The following is a 20,838-nucleotide window of genomic DNA, read 5'->3' on the forward strand; positions in this document are numbered from 1 at the left end:
TTTTCAACATTAGACCTCTTTCGAAACTCATTTACCAAGCTCCCAATTATATAAACCAGCAATTAAATTGAACCTAAGACCAAATCTTTTGCGTCTATTTCGATATTTATCAGCAATTATTTTAAAACGCTTTAACATACCGATAACATTTTCATTTAATACTCTGTCACTTGCTAAACTTCTATTATTTTTCTTATCTTCTTTAGTTAAAGCATTCTTTTTACTCTTTTTCTTTGGTAGCTCAGAATTTGTATGAATCTTCTGTAAGCCTTGATAACCAGTATCAGTAATCACTTTAACCTCAGGCAGTATATGGGTTCTTGATTCTTTAAATAATTTAAAATCATGACGCTTACCATTGGAAAAAGAAGTGCATATGACTCGTTTGCTTTTCTTATCTACTACTATTTGAGTCTTTAACGTATGTCTTTTCTTTTTACCTGAGTAATAGTATTTCTGTTTTTTTGGGGTCGCTCTATAGGGCTTTCTGTAGCATCTATTAAAACTAATTCATACTCCATACCGCTTTTAACTAGAGCCTTCTTACCTGGAAGAGCAAAATCCGGATGTTTTATTAGAGTGTCTTCAACAAAACGAATTGTTTTAAATGCACTGCTTTCGCTAACTCCATAATTCTTAGCTATATGAAAATAGGTACGGTATTCCCTTAAATATTCAAGTGTCATTAATAGGCTGTCTTCCATACTAAGACTAGCTCTTCTGCCACCTTGGTACCTCCTATTTATTTGTTTCTCTGTCTTTAAAATCCCTACCATCTTTTCAAATGTACTATTTCTTACCCCTGTTAATCTTCTAAAATGCTCTTCCGATAAAATGCTTAAATTTTTATATCTCATATAGTTCTAAATTAAGTAAATTCGACTTTATAACATATTTAGTCCAGTTTCGAAAGAGGTCTATTATCGTGAATAAGTCTAAGATCTTTTTTAATAATAGGATTTTTTGGTTCTAAAGAGCCATGGTTGCGCAGAAATTGCACCATTTCATTACTATTACCATTAAAACCGGAACGTGATATTAAGTATTCCAGCTTATCCATTAAGGTTTCTCTACCGTTAGTATAGTTAATATTAAATATCGGCAATTTGGTGTTAGGATTCGTAGTATTCAGCAACGCTTTAATTGCGTTCCATCGTTCTGCTTGATTACCATCAGCAAGCCATAATAATATATTATCTTTAGTATTTATACCAATTGCAATAATTAACGCGGTGGCCTAAAATGGATTTTTAACGGATAAAAGGTACTCAAATAGCTAAGTTAATATTGCCGCTAGGTTTTCATGATCATGATTTTATAAAAATGATGAAACATGAGCCGCATGGTCGGAATCGCATACGTTTATTGGCGATGTATCACCTTCAATTAGGCAAATCTTTTAAAGCCATATCTGCAATAGTGAAGTTGCACTGGAAAACCGTGCAATCATGGCTCAGAAGATTTAGAAATCATGGTTTTGAAGGTTTATTTGAATCACAAAGAAGCGGCGCTCCTAGGAAGATTAACACTCTACAAAAATCTGCTCTTTTTGATAAAATCAATATGCTCAGTGAAAGTGAAACTGGCGGTATATAACCGCAAAGGAGCTACATAACATGTTGCTTGAGGAATATGGCGCTAAATGCGCTTTAAAAACAGTCTACAATACTATGCATCGCCTTGGTTTTAGCTGGATTACTTCTCGTTCAATGCATCCAAAGTCAAATCAAGAGACTCAAAATACATATAAAAAAACTTCCCAGACATGTTAACAGAATTATTACCAAAAAATATCGATAGATGTAACGTTGATATATGGTCTCAGGATGAAACTCGAGTTGGGCAACAAGGTAGCTTAACTCGTATATGGGCTAAACGCGGCACTAGACCCCGTAAAGTTCGGCAACAGCAATTCATTTCAACATACATTTACGGAGCTGCTTGCCATGATACGGGAGAATCTTTTGCATTAATTTTACCATATGCCAACACACGGGCAATGAATAAATTCTTAGAAGACCTTTCTCTCACTACTCAAAGCAACCGACATATAGCTTTACTAATGGATAATGCAGGTTGGCACACAGCCAAAAAACTAACTGTTCCAAGCAATATCACTTTGATACCGCTTCCGCCTTATGCACCAGAACTTAATGCAATGGAACAAGTTTGGGAGTGGATCAAAAATCATTTCTTGTCTAACCAATGTTACGGTGCATATGAAGATATTGTCACTATGGCTTGTTACGCTTGGAATCAACTTGCTCAGAATGTAGATTTAGTAAAATCAATTATGTATAGAGACTGGATAAATACACCGTGTTAATTATTGCAATCGGTATTAGATCAATGGGTTTATTAACATCAAAAGCTGGATAAGCTGCTTATAACATACTTGACATTATTCTCAACTAACTTAAAATCATTCTTAGTTAACAACTTATCAATTATGGACTCAAAATTTGCTATCCCCCACTGATCTGCTAATTTTGCTAAATACTCAATATTTATTACACAAGCCGGAAGTTGAGTAAATATACTGATATCCAAAGAGCTTAGGTTAAGTGCAAAATATTGATTGGACGGCAGCTAGCATCAAGATGCTAAATAGTGAGATAATGTTTTATGATAAGTTGGTAGATTTTGTTAATTTCTTGCCGCAAGAAGTTGAATTCCTAAAAGATGTAGACGGTAAAACTTTAATTGGTACCTTGGTTAGTCGTGTAATGTCTCTTGAGGAATTTCAACAATTAATGTTAGTTTGCTATAATGGACTGAAATTTCAAGACAAATTTTTTACTAATTTTGTTTCCTATTTTAGGTTATTTTTAAGCTGCATGCTGCATTTTGCAAATAATCCAGATATACATTCATAGGTTTTTGATAAGCGATACTTGAATGAAATCTTTGATAATTATATTTATTCATATAATTTTTTAATACCATCTTTAAGCTCTTTAATGTTTTTAAAATCATTGATGAAGATGCAATTACATTTTAAAGTTCTAAAAAATCTTTCGATTACTATGTTATTAATGCTTCTACCTTTGCCGTTCATTGAGATTTGAATATTATTATTTTTCAATATCTCGGTATGATCATGTCCAGTATATTGACTACCTTGATCACTATTAAATATCTGAGGTGCGAGATATTTATTAAGCGCATCCTTTGCGAGGGAGCGCAGCTGCCGTGGCAATCCAGAGTGTACTTCAAATACCCATACACCCTACTCGCTATCTTACGTGTATCTAGAGTACATTTAACTTTTTATATACAGTTCTGTACACCTGTCTTAGATTATAAATATCCATATTGCACTTTTTTCTTTTAAAAGTAATCTATATAATTTATATCTTACTTTAATGACTATACTTTACTTTTTATTATAGTTTTACAAAATAGATACATGTTGTAAATACTTGCGTTTATGTGTATATTGTTATAATATCTTCACTATAAATATAATATGTTTTATCTATATGTATGTAAGCACGGTAACAATATCCTCTAAAGGGCAAATAGTTCTACCTAAAAAAGTTCGTAACGCTCTTAATACTAATATCATATCTTTAATTATTAATGATCAGAATCAAGTTCTAATTACTCCAATACATGAGTTGGGTAGTAGTCTTGCTTCTTATTCCAAAGATACAGATCTATCTTTGGAGGAAATAAGAGAAAAGGCTTGGAAAAATACTATTTTAGCTAAGACTAATGATTTTGCGAGTGAAGAATGAAATATTATTGTGATACTAATTTTGTTGTTCGTTACCTATTAGGCGATAACAAAGAAATGTTAGCAAAAACTAAAGAGGTTTTTACACAAGTACAAACCGGTAAAATATTTTTAATTCTTGAGCAAACAGTTTTTACCGAAATAGTTTTTGTCCTGTCATCATTTTATAAAGTTCCTAAAAATAAAATATCAGAAATATTATCTGAACTTCTCGCTTACAAGGGAGTTGTTTGTGAAGATAAAGCATCATTATTACTAGCTCTTGATCTTTATCATAAACAGAATCTGCATATAGTAGATTGTTTGCTTATTGCGAAAGCAGAGCTGGCTGGTCTAGATATTCTTTCTTTTGACCAAAAATTGATGAACGTTAGTAATAAAAAGGATAGGCTTTAAACTATGGCCAGAAAAACAGTAGGTTATATTAGGGTAAGTCACTTTGACCAAAATCCAGAGAGGCAGTTAGAAGGCATTAAGTTAGACAAAAAGTTTATAGATAAAGCTTCTGGTAAGGATACCAACCGCCCTGCTCTAGAAGAACTAATCGGCTATGTACGGGAAGATGATATAATTATCGTTCATTCTATGGATAGATTAACACGTAACCTTGATGACCTTAGAAAGATTGTAAAAACACTCACCTCACAAAACATACAAATTAAATTCATTAAAGAAAATCTAATCTTCGCCGGTGACGATTCCCCAATGGCTAATCTATCACTATCAGTAATGGGGGCATTCGCAGAATTTGAAAGATCTTTGATTAAAGAAAGGCAAATGGAAGGTATTAGCTTAGCAAAAAAGAAGGGACTTTACAAAGGAAGAGCCGCAGTCCTTAACCAAGAGCAGGTCACTCTATTACAATCAAAAATCACTCTCGGTATTCCAAAAGCTAAAATTGCTCGTAAACTTAACATTTCTAGGCGTACCTTGTATAATTATATTCCTGCTGAGCCGAGCAAAAGTGCAGATCATGTGTAAATATCATTTTAACTACAATTGAAATAAATATATTTATATGAAACTCAAAGATTTGAAAAAAATGGCCGCAATTTTAAGCCAATCTAATCAATACCGAGTTACTGAAAAATATCAAAGACCAGAATTTTACAATATCGGCGATTCTGATCCTAAATTAATTGGTGTATTTCTAGACATCGAAGCTACCGGCTTGTCCTCTGCACAAGACAAATTAATAGAACTGGGAATGGTCAAATTTGAATATTCAGAAAATGGCCGTATTTTTCGTTTGCTGGATGAATTCAGCAGATACCAAGATCCACACATGTCAATCCCCGAATATATTAGCAAACTCACCGGTATTACCGACGACATGGTAAATGGTCATCAAATAAACGAACATGAAGCAGCATCTTATCTACAGGAGGTAGATATAATCATTGCCCACAATGCTCAGTTTGACAGGACTTTCTTTGAGATGACTTTTCCTGCTATTCCCCCTAAAGCTTGGGGTTGCTCAATGTGCGATATCGATTGGAAAATCGAGGGAATCTCAAGTCACAAACTGGAATATATTGCCTACAAATACAATTTCTTCTATGAAGGACATCGTGCTGTTATTGACAGTTTAGCCGGAATACATATTTTAGCTCAAGACTTACCTAACTCTAAACAACCAGTTTTAAAACAGCTACTTGCCAATGCTCTACAATTAAAGTTTAAATTATGGGCAACTGATTCACCCTATGACAGTAAAGATTTATTAAGAGCACGTGGTTATAGATGGTCTAATCATCCAACCACTAATTATAAATCTTGGTCTATTGAACTTGCTGAAGATAAAGTTGCAGAAGAAATAGATTACTTGCGCTCGAATATTTATGGTGGCTCCACTCTTAATATGCCGGTAGAGATAGTTGATGCTTATAGCAGATTTTCTAATAACTACAAACATTTACAAAATGCTACAAAGTATCAGGATAAAATAGAGTGGATTAAAATGCTATGTTTAAAATAAGTTATTATAAAAATAATGAATATTTTTGTTACTGATAACTGCCCTACAATATCAGCGCAAGCTTTGGATAACAAGCGTGTTGTTAAAATGGTGTTAGAGACAGCCCAATTGTTAAGTACTGCCGTGTTCATAAATAGTACTATTACTAATAATATCTATAAACCAACCCACATAAAACATCCATGTACTATTTGGGCAGCAGCAACTATAGGAAATTGGGACTGGTTATTACGGCACTTTATAGCTTTATCTGAAGAGTATAGCTTTCGCTATAACAAGCAACATGCTTCAGAAAAAATATTACCATATTTATTGGAATATCGAACTAATATCAAGAGCGGGTCAATGACTCCTTTTGCTAATTGCACTAGATCAGAAGCTATGCAAATAGATTTCAAACATATAAACGACACTTGTGAAGCTTACAAAAAATATCTACTTGCAAAATGGTATCATGATAAATCACCACCTAAATGGATTAACAGAGAGCCACCTTTATGGTATAACCAGTAGGTTTAATAAACATATTTCATTCTGAACAATACTTAATTTAATACCTGACATATGCAATATCGTTGGCTAAAAGAAAATAAATATTATAACGTACATTTGCAGTTAAACTTATTTGGCGGCAACGGGTGTGATTTGTTCCTGAGGCAGTATTAATACCGATTGCAATAATTAACACGGTGTATTTATCCAGTCTCTATACATAATTGATTTTACTAAATCTACATTCTGAGCAAGTTGATTCCAAGCGTAACAAGCCATAGTGACAATATCTTCATATGCACCGTAACATTGGTTAGACAAGAAATGATTTTTGATCCACTCCCAAACTTGTTCCATTGCATTAAGTTCTGGTGCATAAGGCGGAAGCGGTATCAAAGTGATATTGCTTGGAACAGTTAGTTTTTTGGCTGTGTGCCAACCTGCATTATCCATTAGTAAAGCTATATGTCGGTTGCTTTGAGTAGTGAGAGAAAGGTCTTCTAAGAATTTATTCATTGCCCGTGTGTTGGCATATGGTAAAATTAATGCAAAAGATTCTCCCGTATCATGGCAAGCAGCTCCGTAAATGTATGTTGAAATGAATTGCTGTTGCCGAACTTTACGGGGTCTAGTGCCGCGTTTAGCCCATATACGAGTTAAGCTACCTTGTTGCCCAACTCGAGTTTCATCCTGAGACCATATATCAACGTTACATCTATCGATATTTTTTGGTAATAATTCTGTTAACATGTCTGGGAAGTTTTTTTATATGTATTTTGAGTCTCTTGATTTGACTTTGGATGCATTGAACGAGAAGTAATCCAGCTAAAACCAAGGCGATGCATAGTATTGTAGACTGTTTTTAAAGCGCATTTAGCGCCATATTCCTCAAGCAACATGTTATGTAGCTCCTTTGCGGTTATATACCCGCCAGTTTCACTTTCACTGAGCATATTGATTTTATCAAAAAGAGCAGATTCTTGTAGAGTGTTAATCTTCCTAGGAGCGCCGCTTCTTTGTGATTCAAATAAACCTTCAAAACCATGATTTCTAAATCTTCTGAGCCATGATTGCACGGTTTTCCAGTGCAACTTCACTATTGCAGATATGGCTTTAAAAGATTTGCCTAATTGAAGGTGATACATCGCCAATAAACGTATGCGATTCCGACCATGCGGCTCATGTTTCATCATTTTTATAAAATCATGATCATGAAAACCTAGCGGCAATATTAACTTAGCTATTTGAGTACCTTTTATCCGTTAAAAATCCATTTTAGGCCACCGCGTTAATTATTGCAATTGGTATAATAACAAGCAAGGTGGCTATAAAATAACTTTTTGCAATAATCAGCTAGAAGTAGATGCTACTTTAATAAACGCCAAAAGACTCGGGGCTATCAGAATTATGGATAGACTTATAATATTCCTCTTGACCTAAGCTTTAACTTCATAGATAAAATGCTCCTTATATTTAATTATTAATTATTATTAAGAGTAACCATGAATAAAGCTGAATTAATTGATTATATTGCAAATAGACAAGATTGTACCAAAGTTGAAGCTGAAAGAATAATCAATGTTTTTACCGATGCTATTACTGGAGCTTTAAGTGAAGGACAGGAAGTTGGGTTAATAGGCTTCGGTAATTTTTATGTCGCTGAAGTTGCAGCAAGAGAAGGACGTAATCCTAGCACCGGTTTACCATTATCTATTCCGGCTTATAAACAGCCAAAGTTCAAAACCGGCAAGAAATTAAAAGATGCTTGTAACCTTTAATAGCCGAGTCAAATGAGGTGGCATTCATATTGGATAAGACGCTGAAACTAAACTGGCTCTACTTGATCTTAATAGCTACTTCGCTACTATTGAACAGCAGTTAAATCCAGAATTACGTCAAACCTATCGTTGTATTACCGGTGATAACCGATGCTACTTGCACCATTGCAGCAAGTTAGATTTGAATTAGCGGCAAATTGGAGTAGGGCGTTTTTTTGCTCTTGTTGCAGCTTGTTCTTTTGTAGAGGCACGCAAATACCCATATACACGAAATTTTTAGTCATTTAGTCATACGTAAATAGTCTATTATAAGTCATGCAACGCTTTAAAATAGACGGGATTTTGTTGGTCTACGTGAGGTAACTCATAATGACATCAATGCGTAGAAATGATATTATATGCCGCTGTTTAACATCAATGCGGCTTTACGGTGAAATGTTAAGCGCTCGATCATAAAATCGGCTACTACCTCATCTCCTGCTTTTTGAGCTATTTCAAGCTCTTGCTGTAAAGTTTTTTGGATTACTGCCTGATCGGCCGCTAATTCTTCAATCATCTGTTGCGCAGAAATATTTTCATCGCCGGATTTAATCGAAGTATTTTTTATATAAGCATCAAACGTAGCCGGGGCTTTCTTACCTAAGCCCCTAATGAGTTCAGCCACCGTGTCAATAGCTTTTGCAAGATCAATGTACTGCTCTTAGAATAATAAATGAAGTTCTCTAAAATTTGAGCCCTCAACATTCCAGTGATAGTTTTGAGTTTTTCAATACAGAGCATAATTATCAGCGAGTATAATCTTAAGTGCTTCTACTACGGCTTCATCGGTCATAATACCTTCTTAGTCTTTAAGTTTTATAATTTCTTCGGTGGATAAACCGGTAGCGGTAGCTATAGTATTAATATCTATATTTTGAGATAATAAATTCTTAGCAATTTCTATATTTCGTTCAGCCTTACCTTCTTCCCTACCTTCTTCCCTACCTTCGGCTCTACCTTCTTCCCTACCTTTCTGTTCATATTTTTTTAAAGTATTAGCTTCTATCATAAGCCATTTAAGATGATCTTCATAAGCTTCTCTTTCTTCGGCAGTAAAATTCATTACATTAAGTACATTGATAGCTTTCTTGAGATCGGGATTATTTAATTCTTGGGGTAAGTTATCCGCAATGAGCAAGTCGTTTCTGGTGAGGAACGCCAACCACATGTCCAGTGCATTCTTTATCTTAAGGACAATATCAGCTAGTTCTTCATCGGAATTATCGCTAAATTTCTTAAGTTCTATAGTATGGAGCTCTAAATCTTTAAAATATAACAACCCGGTTTCTTTCTCGGTAATATGAAATACATTATGATACTTCTTTACCTCAGGTATAGAGGTAAAATTAAGTATATGAATACCTATGGCTTTTGAAAGCTTGGAATAATCTTCAGCTACCTTTAATTGCTCGGTATATATTTTAGCCCAATAATATAATGCTCTTTTATCATAATCGGCTTCATCGCTAATCTGAATTTCAATGTTGAATCTTTTGCCGTTCTGATTGGTAGCTTTAATGTCTAGTATTGACAGTTTATCAGTTTTAAAGTTTTTAGGATTATATGGATTAAGCAAAGTAATATCCAATACCTGATCTTCTGTTCCTACTATCGAATTAATCAAGGATATCAGTAAATCCTTGTTCTCCTCAACGCCGAAGATTTTCTTGAACGCGATGTCGACTCTAGGGCTAATTTTGTTCATAGGAACTTGTTCTTGCTGTATATAAATAGAGCTAAATTATAGTATAAATCGTACTAAAACACTAGTGAATAAGAGATATTAATTTTAATTTACAGTATATCTGAGCTTTAACTTTTCAGCTAGATAGTAGAAGTTATTTAGCAGAACTTAAAATTGGCATTTTACGTTGTATACGATCTATTGCATAAAAGTAATTTTAGCGAGTGAGTGCACCTAAAACACGCTAGCAAGCTCGTTAAAATTACTTTTAATTTGTATGCTTATAGTGTATTTCAATATTTTTGTTGCTAAATTCTTATTATAGCCATGGATCAAAATATGCTCTTTGGAAGGATCATATTTTTCATTCACTTCTTCATAAAGTGGGTTTTGATAAATTAATTCCACATACTTTTCATTTGGTGTTTTCCATCCTAAAGAGCTATGAGGCCTATCCCAGTTATAATAGTGCTCCCAGTACTCTAATTCCTCTTTGAGCTTAGGACTTTTGATGTCAATACTTGAATAGAACTGATCAAGATCCGTACGTTAGGTGCGTTCTACCTTTCCATTAAGGTGTGGAGAAGCTGGCTTAATTGGCCTGAATTTAATCCCATACTCCATTAATCTTTCTTGGACTTCATAAACAAAGAACTCCTGTCCCCTATCTGTCTGAATGCGTTGTATTCGGAAGGGCATACGTTCCATAACCTGTTCTAAAAATCAAGTGTATTTATCGCAGTTCGTCGTTTATATAAAGCTAGAACTTTGTATCTAGTGCAATCATCTATAGCAGTATATTGATATAAGCTACTTACAATTTTACAAACGTCCATCTGCACTCGTTCCACTGGAAGCTTGCAGTTATACCTTTTGGCTTGTTTACGATAATACCTTTTCTTTTGTAAGTACGGTATATTATTCTTCTTAAAGACTTTATGAATGGTTGCTAGTGATAGAGAAATATCATGCAATCTCTTAATCTCACTTTGTACCCTTCTAACCCCTAATTTACATTCATTACGTATAGATGACAAAAGTTTTTCTTGTTGATCTGATACTTTTCTTAGGAGAAGAATGAGGCTTGCGACTAAGCTCTTTTAATCCTTTTATACCTTCTTCTGCATAACGTTTTAACCATTTGCGTAAAGTAGGTCGAGAAATGCCACATCTGCTACATACAATCCCTGCGTCTTTTACTTCTTGATATAATTTAATCCAATCTAAACGCGTTTTTTGTAATTTATCCATTCATGGATTTTAGCACATCTAAAAATTGAAACAATGTCTGTGAATCTCACAACTGATACGCTCTCTCTATTGTGCTACCAGGTAGGAAATTAGAGTGCAGATATTCAAACGATTGTATCCGCTCTTCAACCGCCGCCCTTATCCGACAAAAAGATTTGTTCAGAGTACTCACCTATGTCCTGAATAATACGCTCAAAGCGATAATAGCAAGTCGCATCCTGGTTTATCTCTGATTGGCCGTATCCCTATAAAAAAGATTCTCTTCCTCAAGCGGGTACGCCCGCTGTCTCCAATACTGGTGCCAATGAACATTAGGTCGCGCTCGATGGGAGCAAATATTAGTGTATCCCAATCAACTACATACAACGCACCATCTTTATCAATCAATAAGTTCCATCCATGAATGTCCGTGTGGCATAAAATATACTCGAGTGGCTTTTTTGCAGCAAGCATGCAAGTTCTTCAGCGCGCTCAACAAGTTTAAGTATTTCCATGCTTTTGGATTTCATGAACAATGCCATTCTAGCTGCAACAGGTTCTCCAAAAACCTCATCTTCAATGCGTCTAAGAAATTCTTTGAAGGTTTTGCGCCATTTAGAGGAGAACATTTCTCGTGGCACACCATTTGTTATGGTGCTAGGAATATCGGTGCTGTGAAACTTTTTCATGGTGGCGCCAAATTCAATCCACTGCCGGTCTGATAGCTTTACTTCCATCCCATTATGTCCCTCTATGTAAGGATATAAAATCACCTTAAAGGATGCCAAGTTTGCCTAAAGCTGACCTATCCTGGTTGCTAGAGGTGGGATTACTTGTTTGAGACCCAGGTTGGTAAGATATTTTGGAACCATTACTACAGCATCAAAAAATTCCTCGCGTCGTAACTTTAGAAAGTAATCCACTTTGCTGCTTGTTGTAACGAGGTAGACAACCGTATTAAGATCGGCACCAAGTGGAAGGAAGGAGATTTTATCCACGTTCAATCCATACTCAATCCCGTAAACATCTGATGATTTCTTCATCTGCAAGATCAGGTTTTATCAGCATATCAGTTACCCTAAAATTTTCCTCATATAATAACGCTTATGACCTTTTGGGCAATCATCCAAAACGCCAAAAACTTCGTATCCCGCTTTCAGATAGAAATCTTTCGCTTGAAAATCAAAGGTATCGAGGTGAATAAGTCTGATATTCATGGATCGTGCTTCTTGTTCCATGGCATATAGTAACATGCTACCCAAACCTTGTTTTCTTTTATCCTCATCTATGAAAAGCACGCTGATATACAGGCATTCTCTGAGGTAAAAACATCCTTTGATGCCAGCAATAATATTATTTCTTTGATCTTTGATGAGATAATTTTTCTCAAGCTCAACATTACCAACAAACGATAGTTGTTCTGCATTGAATTTATCTATTTTTGTATTGAGGATTTCTGCTTGATCTAACGTTGCTTCAAAAAGTTTGTGGTTAGATTTTAAGACATCCGTATGGATTGCATTCGATAATTCATCCCCTATAAACTCAAATCTTTTTTGGATATTGCCATTTACTTCAACATTCTCCAGAAACATCTGAAGAGGTCGAACCCATATCCCAAAATCACCATAAAGCGTTCGATAAATAACCATATCTTCCAGGCTTTCAGAGTGCTTGGCAACATCAATAACTTCATACAAGTTACCTTTATAATGGCGGTACTTGCCTTTTGATATAGATGAATCTTTTTTCATATACTCTCTGCAAATCTAATTAGTTTCTTAAGTTCTTCAAATAGCATCCAAACCTCTTGTTTAAACCAATCTAGCCATTGAGCTTCGGAGATGGGGTATTCAGAAATACGAACCATGCCTACGTAAGTTTTAAGCTTTGCAAGAAGGTAGTTGATGCGCAAGGTCGTAAAATCCGCTTCATGTGCACGTATCTCTTTTAAGATAGTTTTTTCACATTCATTAAATGTGGAGATTTTCTCTACGAGAATATGCCGCACAGAACCACGGTTGATCACATACCCCCCAGCATGTTTTATGACCTTATTTTATGATGTCATATCTATTGAATCTTTTATTAGAGCATCCAACATCTGCACAGCCTTAGTAATCTTTGAGCTAGCAAATTTCGTATTGTCATGAGTGCTAGCAATCTGATGCAGATTTTTAAATCGCAATGGTAAACTGTATCCAACACCACGAGTATTGAGAACAAGGTTTCCTAAGCTTGGATATAATTTTTGAACAAACTGCTTGATTTCCGAGAGCTTACGGTGCATACGGGTAAGGTCTGAAATGATCAGATCATACTCTTTCAAAATTTCTATGATTTTTTCATAGAGAAGTGGATTTGGGTGCCTGTGAAACAGTTGATATAAGACAGATGCCATGAAAGGCTTAATCCTTGTTTCTCTAGGAATACCATCAATTTCAAGACGCAATACCAGGCTATCTGCATCAATCGTGATAACGTTTTGATTGTTGGTATCAATAAGCGATACAAGCTTCATGTCACCTCATAAGCAATACGCAAGCAATTGTTTTTAGCTTTGATCCTACTAATGTTCACATGTCTTATCTCACCTACAGAAGATAAATGTGTGCCACCACAAGGTACTGGCAACATATCACCTATTTGCATAGCCCGAAATTTCTTATTTTCAGGAATGTTATAAGACAACTTATAAAAGTGTTGCTCAAATGACTCGGGATCAATCTCAAAAACCTTTGTTTTGTCATTTTTTGCGATTGCTTCGTTTATTTCATTCTGGAGTGTCGTTGCATTTATTGCCTCATCACCTTGAAACTCAACATAAGCTTCGCCTGGAAAGGAATGTCCTTTAATTGCCTTTAGTTTTGGATACAGTATTTCTATGACATTTCCAAGTAAATGACCTGCTGTGTGATAACGAGCGTTTATCAACCTTCTCTCTTGGTTTACCAAGCAATACACTTTCGAGCCCACCGGGACTTCATTAGTCGTAGATGTTATATAGTGCTTTATTTCATTATTGAACTGTGTTACCTTAATGACATTAGCTTCAAAATGATCGTTTTTGATAATGCCATGATCGGAAGGTTGACCACCTCCCTGCGGATAAAATGTTGTTTGATCAAGGATTATAAAAATGCCTTTTTCATCTTTTCCTGCTTCTTGAATCAAACCTTCAAAATGAAACTGATATGTATCTTCAAGGTATAGTTTTTTAGTCATATATTTACCCTTAATTTGTTGTTACATATCAGTATTATTATATGAAACTCACAGGATAAGTATGACTATAATATCCTAAAACAAGGATATTAAGTTTTATTTATCTTAATAATATCCTGTAATTATCCTAAAATCAAATGATTTTCTAATTTCGAATCCTGTTTGTTACTCCATTTCGTTCTCTAAAAAAGGTAGGCTCTAAAAAGCCTACCTTCACAAACCAGTAAGATCAAGGGTTTTGGACATGCGTATCTTCGTGGTTGACGTTCGCATGTAACTTTGATGTAGAGAGTAAAATAAGAGATTTTACGGTGAAATTGGCTATTTTGTGATTCTCATCGTCAGCATGTGGTGCATGACTAAAAGGCGCTAAAGCCTATGAATACTGAAGTTTAAGGGCAGTTTGGGAATTTAAAAAATGACGCCGAAAAAGTTCAAGCGCTGCAAACTGGCGGATAGGGTGGGATTCGAACCCACGGTACGGTTGCCCGCACGCCAGTTTTCAAGACTAGTTCCTTAAACCACTCGGACACCTATCCAAGAGGATTCATACCAGATTCTACAAAATCTTGCAAGGAAAATAGTAATTTCATAGAGGCTTCTGTTATAAACTTTATTTTGTCGGCGCTTGAATAGTGTTAAGCTTTTAAAACTGGTCAAAGCACAAGGTTAACTGAGTTCTTTTGTACCTTATACTTAGAAATACTACCCATGATCTTTAATTTTGATAGAAGTTCCTTGAATGTTAAGTATAATTAATCTATATTAAATACCTAACACATACATAATCTTTAAGCAAACTCCTATAAATTGACTCAATATTTTATCCACAATAATATCAGATATGAAAGCTAAACTATTGAATTTTGTAGCACTTGATCTTGGCAGCAGTAAAATTGCAGCTATAGCGGCGCATATTGATAAAAAAGGTGAAATTAAAATATTAAGTCATAATTTACATCATGCCGTTGGTATTAAATCTGGAATTATTACCGACCTGCAGGCTGCTGAGTCTAGCATTATTAACGCTATTTACGCCATCGAAAAAGAATGTAACAAAAATATTAGACGAATAGCCATCTCATTATCAGGGACGGGTACCAAATCACATTATACAAATCATAAAATTAAGCTCTCCGGATCACAGATAACCATCCAGGATATTAAAAAACTATTACAAAAAATGTTAATAGAATTTAAGTTTAAAGATCAGGAAATCATCCATTATTTTCCAGTAGAATTTTTAATTGATGATCATCATATTGTTGAAAATCCGATTGGAATGTTTGGTAAAGAATTAAGTTGTAGATTACATATTATTACCGCTAACTCAAACGTATTAATTAACCTGACCAATTGCCTAGCTAAATGTCAGATTGAAGTGAGCAATATTATCTTATCAATATATGCCACTGGCATTGCTTGCTTATCAAATGATGAAAAAAACCTTGGAGCTATTATCATCGATATAGGTGCAAAAACTACTGCTGTTGGAATTTTTTTGGCTAATAAATTAATATATTCTAATTATATCACTATAGGAAGTTGGCACATAACCAATGATATAGCGAAAGTATTCTCTGTTAATATAAATACGGCAGAAAAGCTAAAAATATTATATGGTAGCGCCCTACTCTCACCTTTTGAAGCAGATATACCTTTACGCATCGAAGAATTTGAACCTGATAATCAATATAATCCTAATATGGTTATTAGCGTGAGTCAGTTAACTGCTGTGATCAATCCAAGAATAGAAGAAATTTTATCTATGGTTAAGCAGCAATGTGATCAAGCAGCTGTTGATCATTTAATTGCACGACGGATAGTATTAGCCGGAGGCGGTGCTGCACTTAAATCAATTAGAGAACTTGCAAGCACTGTTTTTGAAAGACCAGTACGTATCAGTAAACCTAATGGCCTAGCTGAAATTGAAACCTCTAACCTCGGAATGTATGCAACTGCTATCGGTATGGTTACTCATCACGCTCATAGGCAACAAAAGAATTCTTTGGATCTTCATAATATTAACGAAGATAGTGGCTGGTTTAAAAAAACCTTAATGTGGCTTAAGGCCAATCTCTAAGAGCCTGTCTGACACGTAGATATAAGAGAGGAATTTTTCAGACAAAAACGAAGTCGAGTACCCTAAGCAGTCTCTATTGTTTGTTGCGGAATGGAGACGAGAATAGTGATAGGAGTATCGAATTTAAGATCCGCAGTTATTTATAAATTACTCACATAACCAGCTGAACCTGATCCTAGTGTCCAACCACTTCCTCCATGGCCATAGTTATGTGTTATTATCTTACCATCAACAAATTCTAATGTCATCTTGGAAGAACCATGACGCATAGGACGATGGCAAACAATTCCTTACCCAGATTTTCTATTTCTAGCTTCGGTGGTGTAATTTTTCTAATTTCAGGTAATCCACTGGCCATCACTATAGCTGGTATAATGAACAGTAAAACGGAAATATCAATATGTCTTAACTTATCTAGTCTATATAAACCCATAATACACCTTGTATTGATTAGCCTTTTCACAAAAAGATATTATAATACAATTATTTAGTCGAGCGCTTTATATAATTATATTGATAGCCTATAGATTTATTCAATACAATCTATATATTTACCTTGATTATTAATATCTATTTTGCTATTTTGTAAATTCACGGTACCTTAGAAATACTATAACGACACTGGTTTGTTCCTAACCATTATCACGGACTCTTGCTTTGAGCCGGGAGTCCTGCTATTATATGATAGTGCCTTTGGCACAAAGGTAGCAGGGCATGAGTGTCGTCATGGTTTCTATGCTCCCGGCACCACAAATTCATTGTGAACATTCATGGTTTTTGCTGTCCTGAGCTGAAATTTTGTCAGAATAGTAAGATTAATGAATAATAATAAATCATGACACCAATGACACAAAAGAGTATCTCTGTTTGTATTATCGGCAAACCTAATGCTGGTAAATCATCATTGCTGAATAAGATTATTGGGCATAAAATTTCTATAGTCACCCCAAAAGTTCAAACTACCCGTTCAATGATCACTGGTATTGTAACCATCAAAGATACTCAACTTATTCTGTTTGATACCCCAGGTATATTTGAACCCTCAAGGCAGCTTGAGCGAGCAATGGTAAGATGCGCCTGGTCTAGCCTTCACGGCGCCGATCTGGTATTGCTGATTATCGATAATTTAACTCTATTCGATCAAAAAATGATTGGAATTTTTGAAAAATTACGCTCACTAAACATCAAACCGATTTTTCTTCTAAATAAAATAGATGTAAAAGAGAAACAAAAATCCCAAAATGAAGATTATTTAAAAGAACATTTTTATAATCCGGACATTTTTAAGATATCAGCTTTATCTGGAACTGGGGTGCAGGAACTAACAGACCATTTATGTATGATAGCCCCTCCTTCCCCATGGCTATATGAACAAGATGATATCACTACTCAACCTATGCGTTTCTTGGCCTCAGAAATTACTCGCGAACAATTATTTTTAACATTACGTGAGGAGTTACCGTATAACCTCACCGTCCAAACTGAAAGCTGGAATGAAGATAATAGTAAACCTCTTTCGAAACTCGCTCCTGTGGAACAAGTGCTAGAAGCATACGGAGCGGAGAACCGCAGCGTACATAAAGTACGTGAGGATTCGAGCCTAGGAGCGACGACGCAATTGTCCACAGGAGTAGAGTTCCAAAAGAGGTCTAATGCAATCACTATCCGACAAATCATTGTTGTATCACGTGAAAATTACAAAATTATGATTCTTGGAAAGAATGGTACAAAAATCAAAGAAATTGGCACTTTGGCACGTTTAGAAATGGAAAAATCTTTTGAGACTAAAGTACATTTATTTCTATTCGTAAAAGTTAGAGAATTATGGGAAAATATGCCGGAATTCTATAATTATATGGGACTCAAGCTTACCAAAGAGAAAAAGTGAGAATAAGCAAAGTAGGCCTCTATTGGAGCCTTTTAATCGAGAGTGTTTAGAACCCATATGCTATCAAGTTAACGCAAGTTGCCAATTAAAATGGTCAGAAACTCCCGTTTCTACGTCTTGCTTGAGACCATTTAACAGACCGTCATTGCGAGGCGTAAACCGAAGCAATCCAGAAAGACAACCCTTTTATAAACGGATTGCCACGGTTCACTAACGTGACCTCGCAATAACGGTTCGTATCGTCTCTTTTCCTTAACTTGACGCCGTTTCCGCGAATACTTTCGATTAATCTTCTCGCACCACCAATACCGAAACACCAGCATGCCTTACTATTTTAGAAGCATTTGGTCCAAGCATATAATCTCTAAGTTGAGGCCTAACTGCAGACACAATAATTAAATCAGCTTTAATTTCACTAGCATATTGAATGACTTTATCATAAACCGCTCCACGATCAACACGAAAATTTACCTTCATATCTTGTGGAAGATATTGCTGAATTAATGCTTGAATTTGCTCCTCATACTTCTTTTTTTGATCTTTGCTCCAATTTTTAGGCAAATAATCTTCTATAACTTTCATACCAAAATCTGGGATAATATGAATAAAATTTAATGTTGCATCAAAAGCTTGCACAAAATTAATTGCCACTGGCAATATAGCTTTAACTGATTGTTTATCTGCTAAATCTATAGGTATTATAATATTCTTGAACATATATACTCTAGTTTTATGAGAAATATTTTTGTTTATCTAAAGTACCCTCACTATGATCAACGATTAAGGTAATGGTGGCATCACCTGTAATATTAATCGTGGTACGCAACATATCTAATATTCTATCAATTCCTGCTAAAATAGCTACACCTTCTATTGGTAAATTTACTGAAGATAATACCATTGGTAACATAATTAGCGAAGCCCCTGGAATACCGGCGCCGCCTATAGAACCAAGCGTTGCTGTAATCACAATCACCACATAATCATGTGGCGCTAAAGTAACACCCATCATTTGAGCAAAGAATATAGTGCATAAGCCAAGGTTAATTGCAAACCCATCCATATTGATAGAAGCTCCAAGTGGCAATACAAAAGATGTACTCGATTCAGATACACCCATACGCTCTCTACATACTTGCATCGTTGTTGGTAGCGTTGCTTTACTACTTGAGGTCGAGAAAGCTACAACCTGATATTCTAAACTTTTTCTATAAAATGGCATCGGTGAAATTCGGCAACAAACATATATCAACACTCCAAATATCAAATATTGACACACCATAGCCATACTTACAGCCATTACTAATTTCGACAGGCTAATCATTACCCCTATACCTTGTGTACCAACTACCCAAGCTGTAAGCGCAAAAGCACCATATGGAGATAATAGCATAATGCAGGAAATCATTCTTAGAACCATTTTAGAAATAGCATGGCACAAATCTTTAATTTTTTCAGCACCTGTTCCTATTGTATTGATAGTAAAACCAGTAAATATCGCAAAGAATACTACTTGCAATACATTGCCTTCTGCAAATGCTCCCATAACATTATCAGGCACCATATTTATAAACATTTTGACAATATCAAACGATTTTGCTTCAATATTATTATTAGCTACTGCGCCAAAGTCAATATGCACCCCCTCGCCCGGTTTAATTACCAGCGCTACAGTAATACCAAATAACACTGCAAAAAAAGTTGTACCCCAAAATGCTACTACAGCCTTCATTCCCACTCTACCTAAAGAGCTTGGATCACTCATACTAGTAATACCAGAAACTAAACTAAAAAAAATTAATGGCACAATTACCATTTTAATCATCCGCAAAAAAACATCACCAACTGGCTTAATATAAGTAACGTATCCGGGAGCACTTAACCCGAATACTATACCCAGAATTAATCCTAAGATTACTTTGTGCCAGAGCTTTAATGTCATAGTATATCTCATTTTTTAAATGTACCAGTTACCCAATCTAAATAAGGTTGAAAACCGTCAGTAATATTAAATTTTATAATTTGTGGTAATTGATAATTATGTATAGCGATAATTGCTTGTTCTATTTGTTGATAATTGCTTGACTTGGCTTTAATCATTAATCGAAATTCTTTTTCATTATCTATCTTACCATCCCACTTAAAAATACTTTTTACTTCATCAATTTGCACACAGGCAGCTAAATCACTGAGGACTAACTCTTGAGCTAGTTGCTCCGCTATCTCTTTTAAGTTAGTAGTAGTTAGAATTATGCATACCTGTTCCATTAGACCTCTACAAAACAATTTGGGGTTTCAAATAATTTTAGCTTAACTATTTGGAAACTACTCTCAGTAAACAATTTAGGCATCACCTCCATTTTCAAATGCAAGGCAATGTTTTCTGCTGTTGGGTTATTTGCTAAATAATAAATTTTTTGCCCGGTATATTCAGCAATGGATTGACCAAGAATTTTATCTTTGCTGGATAAAATTACATTATGATCAAAATTATCATCAGTCCAACCTTTGACTATATTTTTTATTAGGCTAAAATCTACCACCATCCCTAGATCATTTAGTACTTCTGTCTGAGCAGTCACCTCCAACACATAACGATGACCATGTAAAAATTTACATTTACTATGATGATCAATAACTCGATGCCCGGCATCAAATTCTATTCTGCGAGTACAACTTATCATATCGTATAATATTATTAA

General features: G+C 35.0%; 30 protein-coding genes, 1 tRNA gene and 2 pseudogenes. 12 read left to right on the top strand and 21 right to left on the bottom strand.

The window, feature by feature from the left end:
- Positions 1-27: 27 nt before the first annotated feature.
- Positions 28-857, bottom strand: a protein-coding gene (locus tag R2I74_RS02265; protein WP_316353063.1) for an IS5 family transposase whose coding sequence is annotated in 2 segments (ribosomal slippage) — positions 28-467 and positions 467-857 — 831 coding nt in all. Because the reading frame shifts where the segments join, the coding sequence is not laid out codon by codon here.
- A 38-nt stretch (positions 858-895) separates the two neighbouring features.
- A complete protein-coding gene (locus R2I74_RS02270) occupies positions 896-1,105 on the bottom strand; it encodes a hypothetical protein (protein WP_316353560.1) in 210 nt (69 codons plus the stop codon).
- A 182-nt stretch (positions 1,106-1,287) separates the two neighbouring features.
- Here R2I74_RS02270 and R2I74_RS02275 point away from each other — a divergent pair, with 182 nt between their 5' ends.
- From R2I74_RS02275 to R2I74_RS02285, 3 genes are read left to right on the top strand one after another with little or no spacing between them, the layout of a single operon-like run.
- A complete protein-coding gene (locus tag R2I74_RS02275) occupies positions 1,288-1,596 on the top strand; it encodes a helix-turn-helix domain-containing protein (RefSeq protein ID WP_316353007.1) in 309 nt (102 codons plus the stop codon).
- A 20-nt stretch (positions 1,597-1,616) separates the two neighbouring features.
- On the top strand, positions 1,617-1,772 hold the full coding sequence (locus R2I74_RS02280) for a helix-turn-helix domain-containing protein (protein ID WP_316353265.1): 156 nt from the start codon (positions 1,617-1,619) through the stop codon (positions 1,770-1,772).
- Positions 1,766-2,326: an IS630 family transposase gene (locus R2I74_RS02285; RefSeq protein ID WP_316353004.1), complete on the top strand. Its 561-nt coding sequence runs from the start codon at positions 1,766-1,768 to the stop codon at positions 2,324-2,326. The genes R2I74_RS02280 and R2I74_RS02285 overlap by 7 nt, the downstream gene beginning before the upstream one ends.
- A 38-nt stretch (positions 2,327-2,364) precedes the next feature.
- On the opposite strand, the gene R2I74_RS02290 is transcribed toward R2I74_RS02285, so the two are convergent.
- The gene (locus R2I74_RS02290) at positions 2,365-2,550 is read right to left on the bottom strand and encodes a hypothetical protein (RefSeq protein ID WP_316353561.1); all 186 of its coding nucleotides are present in this window, start codon (positions 2,548-2,550) and stop codon (positions 2,365-2,367) included.
- A 14-nt stretch (positions 2,551-2,564) separates the two neighbouring features.
- Here R2I74_RS02290 and R2I74_RS02295 point away from each other — a divergent pair, with 14 nt between their 5' ends.
- On the top strand, positions 2,565-2,876 hold the full coding sequence (locus R2I74_RS02295; RefSeq protein WP_316353564.1) for a hypothetical protein: 312 nt from the start codon (positions 2,565-2,567) through the stop codon (positions 2,874-2,876).
- On the opposite strand, the pseudogene R2I74_RS02300 reads toward R2I74_RS02295, so the two are convergent.
- Positions 2,818-3,172: pseudogene (locus R2I74_RS02300) on the bottom strand (transposase); the annotation flags it as partial. The gene R2I74_RS02295 and the pseudogene R2I74_RS02300 overlap by 59 nt on opposite strands.
- 310 nt (positions 3,173-3,482) lie before the next feature.
- Between R2I74_RS02300 and R2I74_RS02305 the strand changes: the two are divergent.
- From R2I74_RS02305 to R2I74_RS02325, 5 genes are read left to right on the top strand one after another with little or no spacing between them, the layout of a single operon-like run.
- On the top strand, positions 3,483-3,740 hold the full coding sequence (locus R2I74_RS02305; RefSeq protein WP_316353565.1) for an AbrB/MazE/SpoVT family DNA-binding domain-containing protein: 258 nt from the start codon (positions 3,483-3,485) through the stop codon (positions 3,738-3,740).
- Complete coding sequence (locus tag R2I74_RS02310; RefSeq protein WP_316353566.1) at positions 3,737-4,135, top strand: PIN domain-containing protein; 399 nt, start codon at positions 3,737-3,739, stop codon at positions 4,133-4,135. The genes R2I74_RS02305 and R2I74_RS02310 overlap by 4 nt, the downstream gene beginning before the upstream one ends.
- 3 nt (positions 4,136-4,138) lie before the next feature.
- Positions 4,139-4,720 carry a recombinase family protein gene (locus R2I74_RS02315; RefSeq protein ID WP_316353568.1) on the top strand — a complete coding sequence of 194 codons (582 nt, stop codon included), beginning with the start codon at positions 4,139-4,141 and terminating at the stop codon, positions 4,718-4,720.
- A gap of 37 nt (positions 4,721-4,757) precedes the next feature.
- Positions 4,758-5,717 carry a 3'-5' exonuclease gene (locus R2I74_RS02320; protein WP_316353569.1) on the top strand — a complete coding sequence of 320 codons (960 nt, stop codon included), beginning with the start codon at positions 4,758-4,760 and terminating at the stop codon, positions 5,715-5,717.
- 15 nt (positions 5,718-5,732) lie between these two features.
- Positions 5,733-6,230 carry a pyrimidine dimer DNA glycosylase/endonuclease V gene (locus R2I74_RS02325; protein ID WP_316353572.1) on the top strand — a complete coding sequence of 166 codons (498 nt, stop codon included), beginning with the start codon at positions 5,733-5,735 and terminating at the stop codon, positions 6,228-6,230.
- A 168-nt stretch (positions 6,231-6,398) separates the two neighbouring features.
- Here the strand turns inward: R2I74_RS02325 and R2I74_RS02330 are convergent, their stop codons facing one another.
- Together R2I74_RS02330 and R2I74_RS02335 are read right to left on the bottom strand one after the other, a co-directional pair.
- A complete protein-coding gene (locus R2I74_RS02330) occupies positions 6,399-6,959 on the bottom strand; it encodes an IS630 family transposase (RefSeq protein ID WP_316353004.1) in 561 nt (186 codons plus the stop codon).
- The gene (locus R2I74_RS02335; protein ID WP_316353080.1) at positions 6,953-7,438 is read right to left on the bottom strand and encodes a helix-turn-helix domain-containing protein; all 486 of its coding nucleotides are present in this window, start codon (positions 7,436-7,438) and stop codon (positions 6,953-6,955) included. The genes R2I74_RS02330 and R2I74_RS02335 overlap by 7 nt, the downstream gene beginning before the upstream one ends.
- Before the next feature lie 273 nt (positions 7,439-7,711).
- Here R2I74_RS02335 and R2I74_RS02340 point away from each other — a divergent pair, with 273 nt between their 5' ends.
- Entirely contained in the window at positions 7,712-7,987 is a 276-nt protein-coding gene (locus R2I74_RS02340; protein WP_316353576.1) for an HU family DNA-binding protein, read from the top strand.
- A 394-nt stretch (positions 7,988-8,381) separates the two neighbouring features.
- Here R2I74_RS02340 and R2I74_RS02345 read toward each other — a convergent pair whose 3' ends face one another.
- The 10 genes and pseudogenes from R2I74_RS02345 to R2I74_RS02385 form a co-directional block, all read right to left on the bottom strand.
- Complete coding sequence (locus R2I74_RS02345; protein ID WP_410520591.1) at positions 8,382-8,678, bottom strand: ferritin-like domain-containing protein; 297 nt, start codon at positions 8,676-8,678, stop codon at positions 8,382-8,384.
- A gap of 150 nt (positions 8,679-8,828) precedes the next feature.
- Positions 8,829-9,731 carry an Rpn family recombination-promoting nuclease/putative transposase gene (locus R2I74_RS02350; protein ID WP_316353580.1) on the bottom strand — a complete coding sequence of 301 codons (903 nt, stop codon included), beginning with the start codon at positions 9,729-9,731 and terminating at the stop codon, positions 8,829-8,831.
- A gap of 213 nt (positions 9,732-9,944) precedes the next feature.
- Positions 9,945-10,961, bottom strand: a pseudogene (locus R2I74_RS02355) (IS481 family transposase).
- Between the two features lie 192 nt (positions 10,962-11,153).
- A complete protein-coding gene (locus R2I74_RS08160) occupies positions 11,154-11,414 on the bottom strand; it encodes a phosphotransferase family protein (RefSeq protein WP_394355812.1) in 261 nt (86 codons plus the stop codon).
- Complete coding sequence (locus R2I74_RS02360) at positions 11,345-11,677, bottom strand: hypothetical protein (RefSeq protein ID WP_316353583.1); 333 nt, start codon at positions 11,675-11,677, stop codon at positions 11,345-11,347. Before R2I74_RS02360 ends, R2I74_RS08160 begins: the two co-directional genes overlap by 70 nt.
- A 336-nt stretch (positions 11,678-12,013) precedes the next feature.
- A complete protein-coding gene (locus R2I74_RS02365; protein WP_316353586.1) occupies positions 12,014-12,694 on the bottom strand; it encodes a GNAT family N-acetyltransferase in 681 nt (226 codons plus the stop codon).
- Positions 12,691-12,969 (bottom strand): hypothetical protein, encoded by a 279-nt coding sequence (locus R2I74_RS02370; protein WP_316353589.1) that lies wholly within the window; start codon positions 12,967-12,969, stop codon positions 12,691-12,693. The genes R2I74_RS02365 and R2I74_RS02370 overlap by 4 nt, the downstream gene beginning before the upstream one ends.
- A gap of 30 nt (positions 12,970-12,999) precedes the next feature.
- A complete protein-coding gene (locus R2I74_RS02375) occupies positions 13,000-13,461 on the bottom strand; it encodes a hypothetical protein (protein ID WP_316353591.1) in 462 nt (153 codons plus the stop codon).
- On the bottom strand, positions 13,458-14,165 hold the full coding sequence (locus R2I74_RS02380) for an alanyl-tRNA editing protein (RefSeq protein ID WP_316353594.1): 708 nt from the start codon (positions 14,163-14,165) through the stop codon (positions 13,458-13,460). The genes R2I74_RS02375 and R2I74_RS02380 overlap by 4 nt, the downstream gene beginning before the upstream one ends.
- Positions 14,166-14,614: 449 nt before the next feature.
- Positions 14,615-14,704 (bottom strand) — tRNA-Ser (locus tag R2I74_RS02385).
- A 305-nt stretch (positions 14,705-15,009) separates the two neighbouring features.
- Between R2I74_RS02385 and ftsA the strand changes: the two genes are divergently transcribed.
- Positions 15,010-16,248, top strand: coding sequence for a cell division protein FtsA (gene ftsA, locus R2I74_RS02390; protein WP_316353597.1), 1,239 nt, complete (start codon positions 15,010-15,012; stop codon positions 16,246-16,248).
- A 140-nt stretch (positions 16,249-16,388) separates the two neighbouring features.
- Here ftsA and R2I74_RS02395 read toward each other — a convergent pair whose 3' ends face one another.
- A complete protein-coding gene (locus R2I74_RS02395; RefSeq protein WP_316353601.1) occupies positions 16,389-16,517 on the bottom strand; it encodes a hypothetical protein in 129 nt (42 codons plus the stop codon).
- Positions 16,518-17,083: 566 nt separating this feature from the next.
- Between R2I74_RS02395 and era the strand changes: the two genes are divergently transcribed.
- Positions 17,084-18,136 carry a GTPase Era gene (gene era, locus R2I74_RS02400; protein WP_316353604.1) on the top strand — a complete coding sequence of 351 codons (1,053 nt, stop codon included), beginning with the start codon at positions 17,084-17,086 and terminating at the stop codon, positions 18,134-18,136.
- 285 nt (positions 18,137-18,421) lie between these two features.
- Here era and R2I74_RS02405 read toward each other — a convergent pair whose 3' ends face one another.
- From R2I74_RS02405 to R2I74_RS02420, 4 genes are read right to left on the bottom strand one after another with little or no spacing between them, the layout of a single operon-like run.
- Positions 18,422-18,853, bottom strand: coding sequence for a universal stress protein (locus R2I74_RS02405; protein ID WP_316353607.1), 432 nt, complete (start codon positions 18,851-18,853; stop codon positions 18,422-18,424).
- A gap of 13 nt (positions 18,854-18,866) precedes the next feature.
- Positions 18,867-20,090, bottom strand: a complete 1,224-nt coding sequence (locus tag R2I74_RS02410; protein WP_316353610.1) for a dicarboxylate/amino acid:cation symporter — start codon at positions 20,088-20,090, stop codon at positions 18,867-18,869.
- Positions 20,087-20,404: a divalent-cation tolerance protein CutA gene (cutA, locus tag R2I74_RS02415; protein ID WP_316353614.1), complete on the bottom strand. Its 318-nt coding sequence runs from the start codon at positions 20,402-20,404 to the stop codon at positions 20,087-20,089. Before cutA ends, R2I74_RS02410 begins: the two co-directional genes overlap by 4 nt.
- Positions 20,404-20,820, bottom strand: coding sequence for a 6-pyruvoyl trahydropterin synthase family protein (locus R2I74_RS02420; RefSeq protein ID WP_316353616.1), 417 nt, complete (start codon positions 20,818-20,820; stop codon positions 20,404-20,406). The genes cutA and R2I74_RS02420 overlap by 1 nt, the downstream gene beginning before the upstream one ends.
- Between the last annotated feature and the right edge of the window lie 18 nt (positions 20,821-20,838).

The organism is Candidatus Trichorickettsia mobilis (assembly GCF_963422225.1).
Taxonomy (GTDB): domain Bacteria; phylum Pseudomonadota; class Alphaproteobacteria; order Rickettsiales; family Rickettsiaceae; genus Trichorickettsia; species Trichorickettsia mobilis_B.